Here is a 13,379-nt window from a genome sequence, read left to right on the forward strand (position 1 = left end):
ATTTTGACGCGCCCCCTCTGGCTTCAGCAGGTTCAACTGCTCACAGGGCCAGGCCAGCCCCTCCACCGCGCCGATGCCCTGATCGATGCCAGCGGTGCCCTGCTCAGCTGGGGAGAGCCGGCCGGGCAGCAGGCCGAAGCCCTCGGGCTTTCCCCCACGGCTGCCCAGGGGTGGCTGCTGGCGCCGATGCTGGTGGATCCCCACAGCGCGCTGGAGCAGCCCTGGGATGGGCGGGCTGAGAACCTCACCAGCCTGGCTGCCGCCGCAGCGGCGGGGGGCTACGGCACCGTGGCCCTGTTGCCCTGGTCCAGCCCCTGGCGGGACCGGCCCGAGCGCCTCAACCTCAGCTTCAACCTCAACCCGCCCGGACTGGAGCCGCTGGCCCTGGAGCGCTGGGGCAGCTTCAGCCTGGAGGGGGCCGATCAGGAGCTGGCCCCCCACGCCGATCAGATCACTGCAGGGGCCATCGGGCTGGCCTGCCACGACCAGCTGCCCCCCCTGGCCCTGTTGGAGCGGGGGTTGCTGCTTGGCGAGATGGGCCCGCGGCCCGTGCTGGTGGCACCCAGGGATGGGAGCCTCACCGGTGGAGGCTTCGTGCGCGAGGGCGTCGACGCCCTGCGGGCCGGCTGGCCGCCGGATCCGGTGCTGAGCGAAACCCTGCCTCTGCAGAGCCTGCTCACCCTGGCCGCCAGCCGTTCCGAGGCAGCCCTGCGGCTGATGAACCTCTCCACCGCCGCAGGTGTCGCGTTGCTGCGGGCGGCCCAGCACCGCCCCCTGGCCAGCGTCAGCTGGTGGCACCTGCTGGCCGACAGCAGCAACCTGGATCCCACCGCTGAGGGCTGGCGGCTGCACCCCTCCCTGGGCACAGCGGACGATCGCCACGCCCTGATCACCGCCCTGGCCGATGGCGTGCTCACCGCCGTGGCGGTGCATCACCTGCCGCTTGATGCGGAGGAGCAGCTGCTGCCCCTCGACCAGCGGCGGCCTGGGCTGGCCAGCCACGGCGCCCCCCGCGTACTGGTGCTGCCGCTGCTCTGGCAGGAGCTGGTGGGCCGCCGCAGCTGGCCAGTGGAGCAACTCTGGCAGGCCCTGAGCTGGGGCGGGTCCGCGCTGCTGGGGCTGCCGCCCGAACAGCTCCGCGTGGGGTCGCGCCGCTGGTTGCTGTTCGACCCGCAGCAGCAATGGGCCTGGGAACCAAGCCATTCGCTCTCGCACGCAGCCAACCAACCCCTGGGAGGCCGGACCATCCAGGGTGGGGTGCGCGCTACCGGCTTGACGCCGGCTGATCACTGGAGCCTGTCACCCCCAGCGCCCCTGTCTGGTTGAAGGGATAAAAGCGCCAAAAGGCACGGCCAATGATTTCGTCCTGGGGCAGGAAAGGGCCCCCTGGCCAGAAGCGTCCGTCCCAGCTGTTGGCACGGTTGTCACCCAGGGTGAGCACATGGCCTGGTGGGACCACCGCATTGAGGGTGCGGCAGGGCCCCATCCCCTGGCTGTCCACCGGGCAGTCGTTCTGCACGTAGGGCTCGGGCAGCCGCTGGCCATTGATGAACACATGCCCCCTGGGATCCACCATCACCCGCTCGCCCGGCAAAGCCACCACCCGCTTGATGTAGGCATCGCAGGCGGGGCTGGCCACCCCGGGCAGACTGCCGATCAGAGGCAGATTCACCACCAGGCAGCGCAAGGGGTTGCGGCTGGCACCAGCCGAGAGCACCGGGTCGAAATGGTGGGGAGACTGGAACACCACGATCTCGCCGCGGCGGGGAGCGCGCTGGCGGTAGCTGAGCTTTTCCACCAGCAGGCGATCTTGCAGCTGCAACCCTGGCAGCATCGAACCCGACGGGATGTAGCGGGCCTCCACCAGAAACTGGCGAATGCCCAACGCCACGGCCAGGGTGATCACCACACTGCGCCAGAAGGCCCAGGGGCTTTCAGGTGTCTCCGCAAGGGCCTGAGCGGGAGTCTCGGCGGGGGGCTCAGCCGGCGACGGGGAGGGCTGATCCAGGCTTTCGGGAGTGTTCAACGGGCTGTTCAACAGGTGGGGCCTTCAGAAACGGGAGGACGCTGGGGAAGCAGAGCCCAAGCAGGCCCGGCCGCATCATTGTGTTGACGCAAAGGCCCCCGGGCCCTGCGGAGTCAGGGTCCCCTGGCCAGACTCGGCAGGTTAGGCACTCCACCACCCGCCCGGCTCCATGGCGCGCCCCCGCTGGCAAGCTCAAACAGCTGCTTCAAGGGCGGCGTCATCAGGGCGCTGGGCGCGGAGCTGGGATCGCTTTGTGGCGGCGTGGGCCAGCGTCAATCTGCTGTGGGTCGCCTTCGACATCACCTACGTGCCGCTGCGCACTTTCTGGCTGCAGCGCAACCTCTACCCGATCCCCTCGGTGCCGCTGGTGGTGCCGCTCACCGTGATCCCCGATGTCACACCGCTTGTGGATCCGATCAAGGGCATCGAACCCCATCGCGAAACCCAGGCCTACCTCGAGCAGTTTCGCCAATTGGATCTGTCCCTACAGGCTCTACCCGCCGGCCAGGTCCCCCAGGCGAGCCAGGTGACCCTGTTGAACCGTCAGGCCCAGCTCACCGCCCAGCTAATCGACAGCAACCCATTCCTGGCTTCGGAGGCCTCCGGCACCCTCGAAAAGATCAAAAATCGGATACGGCAGCGGGCCGATCGCGACTCCGCCCGCCAAGCAGCCGCCGTGCTGCTGGATCCGGTCTGGATCCAGAGCAAGGGCTGGATCCAGGAGCGCCGCTTCTGGAACGGCCAGATCCTGCCGCTGGTGGCCACCAATTACTGGCGGTCCATCGATGAAAACGGTCGCCCCACCGACCATTTCTGGCGCATCGACCTGCTGCTGTTCCAGAGCGTCTTCGCCCTGGACATCCTGCTGCGACTGATCCGGCTGCGGCGGCGCCTGCCGGGGCTGAGCTGGGGCGATGCCCTGTTGCGGCGCTGGAGCGACCTGCCCCTGCTGCTGCCCTTCTGGCGCTGGTTGCGGGTGGTGCCGGTGCTGGAGCGGCTGCAGACGTCGGGGCTGGTCAATTTCGAGCCGCTACGGGCCGTGGTCAGCCGCGGCGTGGTGGCACTGCTGGCGGTGGAGCTGTTCGAGGTGCTGTCGCTGCAGATCCTCGACGGCACCCAGGGGGTGATCCGCTCGCGGCGCTGGCCCCAACGGCTGCGGGCGCTGCGCAGCCACCAGAGCGTGGCCAGCAGCAGCGATGAGCGGGCGCTGGTGGAGCTGGTGCGCATCTGGGCGCCGCTGCTGCTCAGCCGGGTGGCCCCCCGGCTGGCCCCGGAGCTGCAAGGGCTGTTGGGCTACAGCCTGCGCCAAAGCCTTGATCGCACCGTGGTGCCGCCGCCGCTGCGCCAACTGCAACCCCTGCTGCAGGTGGAAACCGGCATCAGTCGTCAGCTGGCCTCAGGCATGGTCGACAGCCTGCTGGAGCTTTCCCGCAGCACCGGCAATCGACTCTCTCGCCGCGACGATGTACAGCTGGACCTGCTGCAGCGCTTCATCGATCGCTTCTGGGAGGAACTAGCGGCGGCCCTTGAGAGCGGGCCCGCCCTGGAGCGTTCCCAGGAGCTCCTCTGCGCCCTGATCGATGGCGCCAAGGGCACTTACCTCAGCCAGATCAACCGGGCCGGCATCGAGGCCCTGATCCAAGAGCTGGATCAATTGATCACCGCCCCCGTCAGGGCCGAAGGCGAGCAAGCCCCCTAACCCGGAGCCTGAACGTCCAGAAGCGCTGCCCACTCCGGCTGCTTGAAACCGGTGAGGATGCGGCCGGCGTCGGTGATCAGCACGGGCCGCTTGATCAACTTGCCATCAGCAGCCAGAGCCGCGAGGGCCGCCTGATCATCGAGGGCTTGCACTGCAGCCGCTCCCAGGGCGCGGTAACTCTGGCCACTGGTGTTGAACAGGCGCTGGCGCCCCAATTGCGCCAAGGCCTGCTCCAGCTCCACAGGGCTTGGGGGCTGCTCGGTGATGTCGAGGATCTCAGGCTGCAGCTGTCGGGCGGCCAGCCAAGCGATGGCCTTACGGCAGGTGCTGCAACGCGAGTAGCTGTAGAGCTTCAGCGGCCTAGCCCCTGCCAATCAAGGACTTAAGCGCCCCAACCAGGCTGTTGGAGCCTTTGCCCACGGCGTTGGTGGGCCGGGTGCGCACCGTGACGTCACCGTTGACACTGGTGCGGCAGCTGAGGCGGAAGTTGGCGGGGCGGTCGGAGAGGTACACCTCCTCGACATCGCTCCGGGGGGAGAGGTTCTGCATCCCCTCCACGACCTCCATCACGCAGGTGCCGCACTGGCCCAGGCCACCGCAGTTGTTGACGTTGTTGAGGCCCTTGTAGGGATTGATGCCCGCATCCAGGGCGGCCTTGCGCAGATTGGCCCCCTCGATGCAACCGACCTGCTGGCCTTCCTGTTCAAAACGGATGGTGGGCACGGTCGAGCTGGGGCAAAGTGCGCCGCCCAACTTAAGCCACGCCCGTCCCGATGCCTAGCATCAGAGTCCACGTCTTCAAGCCTTGTCAGCTCCCCTCGGCTACGACCTGATCGTGCAGCAGCTGATCCCGGGTTACGCCAGCCTGGCCCGGTTGGCGGTGGCCCTGCTGGCGGCTTCACCGCTGGCCAGCCGCACCGGTGCCGGTGTGCTGGTGGCAGGTTGCGGCACCGGGGCTGAGCTGGTGGAAGCCCGGGCCCAGCGCCCCGACTGGCAGCTGACCGCGATTGATCCCTCCGCAGAGATGCTCGCCGCGGCCCAGAAGCGCCTGGGGAGCGAGGGCATCCAGTGGCGTCAAACCACGGTGGAGGAGCTGCAGGCGGATGCCTGCTTCGCCGGGGCCCTATCGGTGCTGGTGTTGCAGTCGTTGCCGGATGACGGCACCAAGCTGGCCTTCCTCACGGCCCTGGCCCGCAGCCTGGAGCCGGGCGGCCAGCTGGTGCTGGTGGATCTGATGGCGCCGGAACGCTCCCCTCTGCAAAACCAGGTGGACGCGGCCTGGTTGGGCTTTCAGCGGGCCAGCGGCTTGGAGGCGGAGCCGCGCGACCTGGAGCCCCTCACCCAGGGGCTCCACCCCATCGGCGAGGCCCGGCTCACCGCCCTGGTGAACGCGGCCGGCTTCAGCGACCCGGCCCGGATCTTCCAGGCTCTCGGCTACGAGGGCTTCCTGCTGCAGCGCCGTCCCTGAGGCCAGGGTCAGCAGCTGGCCTTGGCGGCCTCGATACAGCTCTGCAGCAGGGCCGGCACCGCCTCCAGATCCAGCCAACCGGTGATCTCGGTGACCCGACCCTCCATGTTTTTGTAGGTGCGGAAAAACTCCGCCACTTCCTCAAGCTGGTTGGGCGCGATCTGACGAATCGAGCGGATCTCCTTGTGCCGGAAGCCGGCCTCCGGCACACACAGCAACTTGCCGTCGTGGGCACCGGAGTCGACCATGTCGAGGATGCCGATCGGTCGGGCGCGAATCAGGCAGCCCGCAAAGGTGGGCTCCTCCATGATCACCATCGCGTCGAGGGGGGCACCATCCTCGGCGAGGGTATTGGGCACGAAGCCGTAATCAAACGGGTAGCGCACCGACGAGTGCAACACCCGATCGAGGGCCATCACCCCCGCCTGCTCGTTGTATTCGTATTTATTGCGGCTGCCGGCGGGAATTTCCACCACCAGGTTCACCAGCCCAGGCGCCGGGGAGGCCGGCAGATGGCGCAGATCCATCGAAGCTCGGCGGGATGGGGGTTAACGATCTGCCGGTCACCACCGTGGTCAGTGGCACGACGGCTGTGGCCAAGGCAATCAGGCTGCCCAGGAGCAGCGGTAGGGCTTGGGGGCCCGGACTGAAAGGGTCATCCCCATCGTCGCCCAAGGGCTCCTGACTGGCCAACTGGATCGGCGTGGGGCAGTCGGGCCTAGTGATGGGCCTGAGGGTCGTAGGGGAATCTCGGGAAACACGATCCATGGGGCTGTGGAAGGTGCAGGCACCTCATCCACCAGTAACGACACAAGAGACTTCAACAATTCTGGCACTTTTTCCGCCAGGCGAGTTCCGCCAGGCGAGCGGTCTTGTTCAGGCGGCGGGGCGAGCACCCTGATCGTGCTGATCGCGACGGGCACTGAGGTCGGCTGGGCGACCGTCGAGGTGATCGAGACGGGTGCGGATGACACGCAACTCCTCGAGGATGGCACCGAGCAACTGCTGGGTGGCTGTGGAGGGGGAGTTGAGAACCTCCACCGTGACCTCCTTGATCCGCAGGACGTCGCGGGCGAAGCGAGCCACCTCGTTGGGGTGGAACATCAGCGGATCCTTCTGATCGCTGCGGTATTCCGGATTGAGTTTACGCGGATTGAACGGAGGGTTGAGATTGCGCGGATCGGTGTTGGTGTAGCGGTAGACCGAGGCTCGGGATCGGTTGAGGGCCTTCTGAACCTCGTCAATACTGATCAAACCTTCGCTATCTTCCGACCCCACCTCCGCAGATCCGACCGAAGCGGCTTCTTCCAGCGGTAGCGCAGCCTTCTGACCCAATCCCGCTGCACCCAAACCCATTGCATGAGCGGCACCGGGGTTGAGAGACATGAGACGGACCTAGGACAACTGGGATTGGGCACAGACGTTAGCAGGGGTTGCGAGGCTCCGCTGCAGCGATGGTCACCTAGACGACTGCGTCCCTGGGCCTGGGTCGGTGATAGGTTCCGCGATCCTCTGAAATCTGCGGCCATGCGCGTCTCCCGCCTGATGCTGGTGACGCTTCGCGATGATCCGGCCGAGGCCGAGATCCCTTCCCACAAGCTGTTGCTGCGGGCGGGATACATCCGCCGGGTGGCCTCCGGGATTTACGCCTACCTGCCGCTGATGTGGCGGGTGCTCCAGAAGGTGTCCCGGGTTGTGCGCCAGGAGATGGATCGGGCCGGTGCCCTCGAAACCCTGCTGCCCCAGCTGCAGCCAGCAGAGCTATGGCAGCGCAGTGGCCGCTGGGCCGGCTACACCGCAGGCGAGGGCATCATGTTTCACCTGGAGGATCGCCAGGGCCGAGAGCTCGGATTGGGACCCACCCATGAAGAGGTGATCACGGCACTGGCCGGCGACCTGCTGCGCTCCTACCGGCAGTTGCCCGTGAATCTCTATCAGATTCAAAGCAAATTCCGCGATGAGATCCGTCCACGTTTCGGGCTAATGCGCGGACGGGAATTCATCATGAAGGATGCCTATTCCTTTCATGCCGATGAAGACTCCCTGCGGCAGACCTACGAGGAGATGGACCAGGCCTACCGCCGCATCTTTGCCCGCTGCGGCCTCCGAGCCGTGGCCGTGGAAGCCGATAGCGGTGCCATCGGCGGATCCGCAAGCCAGGAGTTCATGGTTACCGCCGAGGCAGGCGAGGACTTGATCCTGGCCAGCGGCGACGGCCGCTACGCCGCCAACCAGGAACGGGCCGTGTCGTTGGCACCTGAAGCCGTGGCCCTGCTGGGCGGCGTGCGCGCCGGTGGGCAGGGTGAACCCCTCGCCACCCCTGGGCAGAGCAGCATCGAAGACCTCTGCTCCGCCCATGGCTTCGATCCCACCCAGACGGTGAAAGTGCTGCTGCTGTTGGCCCGCTTCGAAGGCGGCCACCAGCAGCCCCTGTTGGTGAGCCTGCGGGGGGATCAACAGCTCAACGAGGTCAAGCTGGCCAATGCGGTGACCGCCCGAGGCTCCGCCGAGCACGGCGCCTTGCTGGACATCAGCCCCCTCAGCGCCGAAGCAGCCGCCAAGGAAGGCCTGGAGCCCATCCCCTTCGGCTTCATGGGACCCCAGCTGAGCGATGGCGCCCTGGCCGCCGCCCGCAGCTGGTCGCCGCGCTTCCTGCGGCTCGCCGACCCCACCGCCACCGCGCTCGAGGCCTTTGTGTGTGGGGCCAACACGATGGACAGCCACCTGGTGGGGGCTGCCTGGGGATCGCTATGCCCCGCTCCCGAGAGCGTGGATCTGCGGGCCGCCCAACCTGGAGATCGCTGCCAGCACGATCCCAGCCAGCAGCTGGAGGCCAGCCGTGGCATTGAAGTGGGCCACATCTTCCAGCTCGGCCGCAAATACTCGGAAGCCCTCGACGCCCGCTTCACCAACGAAGCTGGCGTTGAGGAAGCCCTGTGGATGGGCTGTTACGGCATCGGGGTCTCGCGGCTGGCCCAGGCGGCGGTGGAGCAGCACCACGACGGCAACGGCATCTGCTGGCCCGTATCGATCGCTCCGTTTGAGGTGATCGTGGTGGTGGCGAACGGGGCCGACCCTGAGCAATCCAACCTCGGCGAACATCTCTACAGCCAGCTGCAGCAGGCCGACGTGGACGTGCTGCTGGATGACCGCGGCGAGCGGGCTGGGGTGAAGTTCAAGGATGCCGACCTGATCGGCATCCCCTGGCGGGTGGTGGTAGGCCGCGGCGCCGCAGCCGGCCTGGTGGAACTGGTGGAACGCACCAGTGGCGACAAGCGGGAGCTCCCCGCCAGCGAGCTGCTCGCGGCCCTGCTGCCCAGCCTGGAGAGCCAGCGCCAGGGGCTCCTCTGAGGCGGCTTCTAGGATCAAATCACTTGCATCCCACCCATGGCCGCTGTGCTCGCCCCCTTCAGCCAGCGGCTGAGGCTGCTGATCTCGCGGCTGGCGATCGCCTTGGTGCTCTGCCTGAGCCTGACCCTGACGGCCTGCAGCTCCTCCAGTGGCGGGCTCACGGGCAACTACGTCGACGACACCGTGGCGGTTGCTGACAGCCTCCTGGCCACCCTCAACCTGGGGGCTGATGATCCCGGCCGCGCTGAAGCTGAGACCGAAGCCCGCAGCCTGATTAACGGCTACATGGCCCGCTACCGCCCCCGCAGCGCGGTGAACGGCCTCGGCTCCTTCACCACCATGCAGACGGCCCTCAACTCCCTGGCCGGCCACTACACCAACTATCCGAATCGGCCGGTGCCTGAGGCCCTCAAGGAGCGCATCAGCAAAGAGCTCAAAAAGGCCGAAACCAACGTCGTCCGGGGGGCTTGAGCACTTGGTTCTCGGCGCCTGGACAGCAGCGGTGCCGTTCCGACTTTGACGAACGGCACCGCGATCTGAGAGGCTCACGGATTGTGCTCAGAAGCGGCTGCGGGCCGCTGTGTCCTTGGCCAACGTTGTCGTCATCGGTGCACAGTGGGGCGACGAGGGGAAGGGCAAGATCACAGATCTTCTCAGCCGCTCCGCCGATGTTGTGGTGCGCTATCAGGGCGGGGTCAACGCCGGCCACACCATCGTCGTGGACGACAAGGTGCTCAAGTTGCACCTGATCCCCTCCGGCATCCTTTATCCCGACACCGTCTGCCTGATCGGTTCCGGCACAGTGGTGGACCCGAAGGTGATGCTCGGCGAGCTGGACATGCTGGCCGAGAACGGCATTGGCGTGGAGGGCCTGCAGCTGGCCTCCACGGCCCATGTGACCATGCCTTACCACCGCCTGCTGGACCAGGCGATGGAGCAGCGCCGCGGCGACCGTCGCATCGGCACCACCGGCCGGGGTATCGGCCCTACCTACGCCGACAAGTCGGAGCGCAATGGCATCCGCATCCTCGACATCCTTGACGAAGGCCGCCTGCGCGACCGGCTGGCCGGGCCGCTGGCCGAGAAGAACGAGATTCTGGTGAAGCTCTACGGGCTCGAACCGCTTGTGTTTGAGGAGGTGGTGGCCGAATACGTGGCCTACGGCCAGCGCCTGGCACCCCACGTCGTCGACTGCACGCGCACCATTCACCAAGCCGCCCGGGCCCGCAAGAACATCCTGTTCGAGGGTGCCCAGGGAACCCTGCTCGATCTCGACCATGGCACCTATCCCTACGTCACCTCGTCCAACCCGGTGAGTGGCGGCGCCTGCATCGGTGCCGGCGTGGGTCCCACCCTGATCGACCGGGTGATTGGCGTGGCCAAGGCCTACACCACCCGGGTGGGTGAGGGTCCCTTCCCCACCGAGCTCGAAGGCAGCCTCAACGATCACCTCTGCGACCGCGGCGGCGAATTCGGGACCACCACCGGTCGACGCCGGCGCTGTGGCTGGTTTGACGGCGTGATTGGCCGCTACGCCGTGGAGGTGAACGGTCTCGATTGTTTGGCCATCACCAAACTCGACGTGCTCGATGAGCTCGATGAGATTCAGGTGTGCGTCGCCTACGAGCTCAACGGCGAGCGCATTGAGTACTTCCCAAGCAGCTCGGAAGACTTCGCCCGCTGCCAGCCGATCTTTGAAACCCTGCCGGGTTGGCAGACCTCCACCGCCAACTGCCGCAGCCTCGAAGAACTGCCGGCCACGGCGATGAGCTATCTGCGCTTTTTGGCCGACCTGATGGAAGTGCCGATTGCGATCGTCTCCCTGGGCGCCAACCGCGACCAGACCATCGTGGTGGAAGACCCCATCCACGGTCCCAAGCGAGCCCTGCTGAGCGTCTGATGACCAAACATTTCGACGTTGTCGGCATCGGCAACGCCATCGTGGACGTGCTGGTGCAGGCCGACGACGACCTGCTCGACAACTTCGAGCTCACCAAGGGCACCATGGCCCTGGTGGATGAGCACCAGGCCGAAACGCTCTACGCCAGCGTGGGGCCAGGCCTGGAAACCTCCGGGGGCTCAGCCGCCAACACCCTCGCCGGGGTGGCTCAGCTGGGCGGGCGGGCCAGCTTCATCGGCCGGGTGCGCGACGACCAGCTGGGGGGCATCTTTGCCCACGACATCCGTTCGGTCGGCGCCCGGTTCGACACGCCGGCCGCCACCACGGGGCCGTCCACGGCCCGCTGCCTGATCCTGGTTACCCCGGATGCCCAGCGCACCATGTGCACCTACCTAGGGGCGTCGGTGGGCCTCGATCCTGCCGATCTGAATCTGGACCTGGTGGCCCAGGCCAAGGTGCTGTACCTCGAGGGCTACCTGTGGGACAGCGACGAGGCCAAAGCGGCCTTCATCGCCGCGGCCGAAGTGGCCCGCGCCCATGGCGGTGAGGTGGCCCTGAGCCTCTCCGATGCCTTCTGCGTCGAGCGCCACCGCGACAGCTTCCAAGAGCTGGTGGATGGCCACGTCGACATCCTGCTTGCCAACGAGATGGAGATCACGGCCCTCTACAAAGCCAACAGCTTTGAAGAGGCCGCCGACCAGGTGCGGGGGCGCTGCAAGGTGGCGGCCCTGACCCGCAGCGAACTGGGCTCGGTGATCCTCAATGGCCAGGGCAGCCACGCCATCGAGCCCTTCCGGCTCGGCCCCCTGGTGGACACCACCGGCGCCGGCGATCTCTATGCGGCTGGCTTCCTGCATGGTTACACCCAGGGCCAGGACCTGGAGGCCTGTGGCCGCCTCGGCTCGCTCTGCGCCGGTCAGGTGGTGACCCAGCTCGGCCCCCGGCCCCAGGGATCCCTCAAAGACCTGGTGGCCCAGCATCTGGGCTGAGGCCCTCCACCAGCCACCGGCCATAGGCACCAGCGCTAACGGCGCTCCAGTGGATCCACTCCGGGGTGTCGTAGCTGTGCAGCGCCAGCAACGCCTCATGCAGGGCCTCCAGCCGCTCGGAGCTGGTCTTGAGCAGCAGTTGCACTTCCTCGCTGGAGGTGATCTGCCCCTGCCAGCGGTAGTGCGACTGCACTGGCAACAGGCTGGCGCAGGCCACAAGGCGCCGCTCCAGAAGCTCCGCCGCCAAGGCCCGGGCGCGCTCTGGGCTGGCCTCGGTGGTGAGCACCAGCTGCAAGGGCTGGTTGGTGTTGGCGTCCGTCATGGGCGGGGGGGCGTCCAGCCTGCCAGTGTCGCCAGCAGCGCCACTGCATCGAGGCTCTCCAGCCCGGCCGGCTCCTGGGGGCGGCACAGCAGCAGCAGGTTCAGACCCTCGCTGCAGCAAATCCTGCGCCAGAGCTCCTCGGTGGAGCCGCCAGACTGGCGCGCCAACACCGTGTTGATGCGCCAGCGACGCACCAGGGCCCGCTCCACGGCCAGCGCCGCCCCGGGCCTGAGGCAGGCAACCCGCTCAGCTGTCAGGCCCGCTGCCATGGCCTGTTGCAGGGAGCTGACGCTGGGCAGCAGGCGGGCATGGTGAAGGGCACCGGGGCTGAGGGAGACGGCTGCCGCCAACTGCCGGGCGCCGATGGCCAGCAGCAGGCGCTGACCCGCCAGCGGCACAGCCCGCAGAGTCTCCAGCGCTGGAAGCAAGGTGGCCGGGCCCTCAAGAGTGGGGCGCTGCAAGCGCAGCAGACGTTGCCTCTGACGGGCGCAACCCGCCATGAGCTGGCGGCTCACCTGGCAGGCAAACGGATGGCTGGCGTCCACCACCAGCGCGTAGGGGCGGCCGCTGGATGCGGCGGCCGTCAGTTCGGCCTCCACAGCCGCTTCTCCACCGAGAGCGCCGACCCTGAGGGTCAGCTCCGGGTGGGGCCGGTAGGCCAGGGCCGCAGGCGCGCTGACCACACTCACCGTCAGCTGCCAGCCGAGGGCCAGCAGCCTCTCGGCCAGCTCGGGGCCCTCGCCGGTGCCAGCCACCAACCACAGGCGCCGGCAGTCCTGGTAGCTGCGATCCTGGTGCATCTCGGGTCGGTGCATCAGGATGGGCGTCGCCCAATGGTTTCCGGGGAGTGAATCACTGTCTGCTCGAGGTCGAGGTGCTGGAAGCGCCCCAGGTGCGCTACACCCAGGACAACCAGACGCCGGTGGCGGAAATGGCCGTCCAAATTGACGGTCTGCGTCCCGATGATCCTCCGGGCCAGTTGAAGGTGGTGGGCTGGGGCAATCTGGCCCAGGAGCTGCAAAACAGCGTGCACGTGGGCCAGCGGCTGATGCTCGAAGGCCGCCTTCGCATGAACACCGTGACACGGCAGGACGGGGTCAAGGAAAAGCGCGCCGAATTCACCCTGGCCCGCCTCCACCCCCTGGGTGCTGGACCCTCCGGAATGACTCCTGGCACCCCCTCCCCCACGACTACGGCCCCCGCCGCCAGTGCCACTGCGCCGCCGGTGCGCCGCGCCACCGGCTCCGGGATGGCACCAGCTCCAGGCGGCGCCTCTCCCAGTACGGCGCACCCCAGCGCAGCCCAGCCGGCTGCCCAGCCCCCCACCTGGAACACCTCGCCGCTGGTGCCCGATCTGCCCGACGACGACGACATTCCCTTCTGAATCGAGCCCTAACTGCCTACCTGCTCACTCGCCTACCTGCTCCTCGCCCACCCGCTCACTGGCCTGGTCGAGCAGCTGACCGAGTTCGCGCTCCAGGGCAGCGAGGTCGAGCCGCCATTGGGGCCAACGGCCGGCATCGATCTGACGCAACAGCCAGAGCCGATCGGCCTTGAGGGCGTCGATCAAAGCAACTGTGCTGGGCTCAGTGGCCGTGCTGGAGGCTTCGGGGGCCATGGGCAT

General features: G+C 67.5%; 16 protein-coding genes. 8 read left to right on the forward strand and 8 right to left on the reverse strand.

Translation table 11 applies throughout. The annotated features are described in order from the left end of the window. Nucleotides 1-3 precede the first annotated feature (3 nt). Nucleotides 4-1,326 carry a dihydroorotase gene (locus tag KBY70_RS09045; RefSeq protein WP_254988229.1) on the forward strand — a complete coding sequence of 441 codons (1,323 nt, stop codon included), beginning with the start codon at nucleotides 4-6 and terminating at the stop codon, nucleotides 1,324-1,326. Here the strand turns inward: KBY70_RS09045 and lepB are convergent. After that, complete coding sequence (gene lepB, locus KBY70_RS09050; RefSeq protein ID WP_261356042.1) at nucleotides 1,265-2,026, reverse strand: signal peptidase I; 762 nt, start codon at nucleotides 2,024-2,026, stop codon at nucleotides 1,265-1,267. The two genes, KBY70_RS09045 and lepB, sit on opposite strands and share 62 nt — an antisense overlap. 253 nt (nucleotides 2,027-2,279) lie before the next feature. Here lepB and KBY70_RS09055 point away from each other — a divergent pair, with 253 nt between their 5' ends. Next, nucleotides 2,280-3,725 (forward strand): hypothetical protein, encoded by a 1,446-nt coding sequence (locus tag KBY70_RS09055; RefSeq protein WP_409996043.1) that lies wholly within the window; start codon nucleotides 2,280-2,282, stop codon nucleotides 3,723-3,725. Here the strand turns inward: KBY70_RS09055 and KBY70_RS09060 are convergent. After that, complete coding sequence (locus tag KBY70_RS09060; RefSeq protein ID WP_254988231.1) at nucleotides 3,722-4,099, reverse strand: Spx/MgsR family RNA polymerase-binding regulatory protein; 378 nt, start codon at nucleotides 4,097-4,099, stop codon at nucleotides 3,722-3,724. The two genes, KBY70_RS09055 and KBY70_RS09060, sit on opposite strands and share 4 nt — an antisense overlap. Then, complete coding sequence (locus tag KBY70_RS09065; RefSeq protein WP_254988232.1) at nucleotides 4,086-4,448, reverse strand: 2Fe-2S iron-sulfur cluster-binding protein; 363 nt, start codon at nucleotides 4,446-4,448, stop codon at nucleotides 4,086-4,088. The genes KBY70_RS09060 and KBY70_RS09065 overlap by 14 nt, the downstream gene beginning before the upstream one ends. Before the next feature lie 82 nt (nucleotides 4,449-4,530). On the opposite strand from KBY70_RS09065, the gene KBY70_RS09070 reads away from it, so the two are divergent. Beyond that, nucleotides 4,531-5,193, forward strand: coding sequence for a class I SAM-dependent methyltransferase (locus KBY70_RS09070; protein ID WP_254988233.1), 663 nt, complete (start codon nucleotides 4,531-4,533; stop codon nucleotides 5,191-5,193). An 8-nt stretch (nucleotides 5,194-5,201) separates the two neighbouring features. Here the strand turns inward: KBY70_RS09070 and KBY70_RS09075 are convergent, their stop codons facing one another. Both KBY70_RS09075 and KBY70_RS09080 read right to left on the reverse strand, forming a co-directional pair. Then, complete coding sequence (locus KBY70_RS09075) at nucleotides 5,202-5,720, reverse strand: inorganic diphosphatase (protein WP_254988234.1); 519 nt, start codon at nucleotides 5,718-5,720, stop codon at nucleotides 5,202-5,204. 349 nt (nucleotides 5,721-6,069) lie between these two features. After that, the gene (locus KBY70_RS09080) at nucleotides 6,070-6,549 is read right to left on the reverse strand and encodes a hypothetical protein (RefSeq protein WP_254988235.1); all 480 of its coding nucleotides are present in this window, start codon (nucleotides 6,547-6,549) and stop codon (nucleotides 6,070-6,072) included. Nucleotides 6,550-6,720: 171 nt separating this feature from the next. On the opposite strand from KBY70_RS09080, the gene KBY70_RS09085 reads away from it, so the two are divergent. The 4 genes from KBY70_RS09085 to KBY70_RS09100 all read left to right on the forward strand — a co-directional run bounded on the left by KBY70_RS09085 (nucleotide 6,721) and on the right by KBY70_RS09100 (nucleotide 11,433). Continuing rightward, entirely contained in the window at nucleotides 6,721-8,544 is a 1,824-nt protein-coding gene (locus KBY70_RS09085) for a proline--tRNA ligase (protein WP_254988236.1), read from the forward strand. Between the two features lie 36 nt (nucleotides 8,545-8,580). Beyond that, nucleotides 8,581-9,015, forward strand: coding sequence for a photosystem II protein Psb27 (gene psb27, locus KBY70_RS09090; protein ID WP_254988237.1), 435 nt, complete (start codon nucleotides 8,581-8,583; stop codon nucleotides 9,013-9,015). A 109-nt stretch (nucleotides 9,016-9,124) separates the two neighbouring features. Beyond that, nucleotides 9,125-10,444 carry an adenylosuccinate synthase gene (locus KBY70_RS09095; protein WP_254988238.1) on the forward strand — a complete coding sequence of 440 codons (1,320 nt, stop codon included), beginning with the start codon at nucleotides 9,125-9,127 and terminating at the stop codon, nucleotides 10,442-10,444. Continuing rightward, nucleotides 10,444-11,433, forward strand: a complete 990-nt coding sequence (locus tag KBY70_RS09100; protein ID WP_254988239.1) for an adenosine kinase — start codon at nucleotides 10,444-10,446, stop codon at nucleotides 11,431-11,433. The genes KBY70_RS09095 and KBY70_RS09100 overlap by 1 nt, the downstream gene beginning before the upstream one ends. On the opposite strand, the gene cutA is transcribed toward KBY70_RS09100, so the two are convergent. Then, nucleotides 11,402-11,755, reverse strand: coding sequence for a divalent-cation tolerance protein CutA (cutA, locus tag KBY70_RS09105; RefSeq protein WP_254988240.1), 354 nt, complete (start codon nucleotides 11,753-11,755; stop codon nucleotides 11,402-11,404). The genes KBY70_RS09100 and cutA overlap by 32 nt on opposite strands. Beyond that, nucleotides 11,752-12,555, reverse strand: coding sequence for a precorrin-6A/cobalt-precorrin-6A reductase (locus KBY70_RS09110; RefSeq protein WP_254988241.1), 804 nt, complete (start codon nucleotides 12,553-12,555; stop codon nucleotides 11,752-11,754). Before KBY70_RS09110 ends, cutA begins: the two co-directional genes overlap by 4 nt. 47 nt (nucleotides 12,556-12,602) lie before the next feature. On the opposite strand from KBY70_RS09110, the gene KBY70_RS09115 reads away from it, so the two are divergent. Next, on the forward strand, nucleotides 12,603-13,139 hold the full coding sequence (locus tag KBY70_RS09115) for a single-stranded DNA-binding protein (RefSeq protein ID WP_254988242.1): 537 nt from the start codon (nucleotides 12,603-12,605) through the stop codon (nucleotides 13,137-13,139). Between the two features lie 24 nt (nucleotides 13,140-13,163). Here the strand turns inward: KBY70_RS09115 and KBY70_RS09120 are convergent, their stop codons facing one another. After that, complete coding sequence (locus KBY70_RS09120; protein ID WP_254988243.1) at nucleotides 13,164-13,379, reverse strand: hypothetical protein; 216 nt, start codon at nucleotides 13,377-13,379, stop codon at nucleotides 13,164-13,166.

This window comes from Cyanobium sp. ATX 6E8 (assembly GCF_024346335.1).
Lineage (GTDB): Bacteria > Cyanobacteriota > Cyanobacteriia > PCC-6307 > Cyanobiaceae > Cyanobium_A.

Excerpts from the sequence above, each read along its gene's own strand:
- KBY70_RS09075 (WP_254988234.1), bottom strand. The coding sequence starts at position 5,720 with ATGGATCTGCGCCATCTGCCGGCCTCCCCGGCGCCTGGGCTGGTGAAC.
- KBY70_RS09080 (WP_254988235.1), bottom strand. The coding sequence starts at position 6,549 with ATGGGTTTGGGTGCAGCGGGATTGGGTCAGAAGGCTGCGCTACCGCTG.
- KBY70_RS09085 (WP_254988236.1), top strand. The coding sequence starts at position 6,721 with ATGCGCGTCTCCCGCCTGATGCTGGTGACGCTTCGCGATGATCCGGCC.
- psb27 (WP_254988237.1), top strand. The coding sequence starts at position 8,581 with ATGGCCGCTGTGCTCGCCCCCTTCAGCCAGCGGCTGAGGCTGCTGATC.
- KBY70_RS09100 (WP_254988239.1), top strand. The coding sequence starts at position 10,444 with ATGACCAAACATTTCGACGTTGTCGGCATCGGCAACGCCATCGTGGAC.
- cutA (WP_254988240.1), bottom strand. The coding sequence starts at position 11,755 with ATGACGGACGCCAACACCAACCAGCCCTTGCAGCTGGTGCTCACCACC.
- KBY70_RS09110 (WP_254988241.1), bottom strand. The coding sequence starts at position 12,555 with ATGCACCAGGATCGCAGCTACCAGGACTGCCGGCGCCTGTGGTTGGTG.
- KBY70_RS09120 (WP_254988243.1), bottom strand. The coding sequence starts at position 13,379 with ATGCCCATGGCCCCCGAAGCCTCCAGCACGGCCACTGAGCCCAGCACA.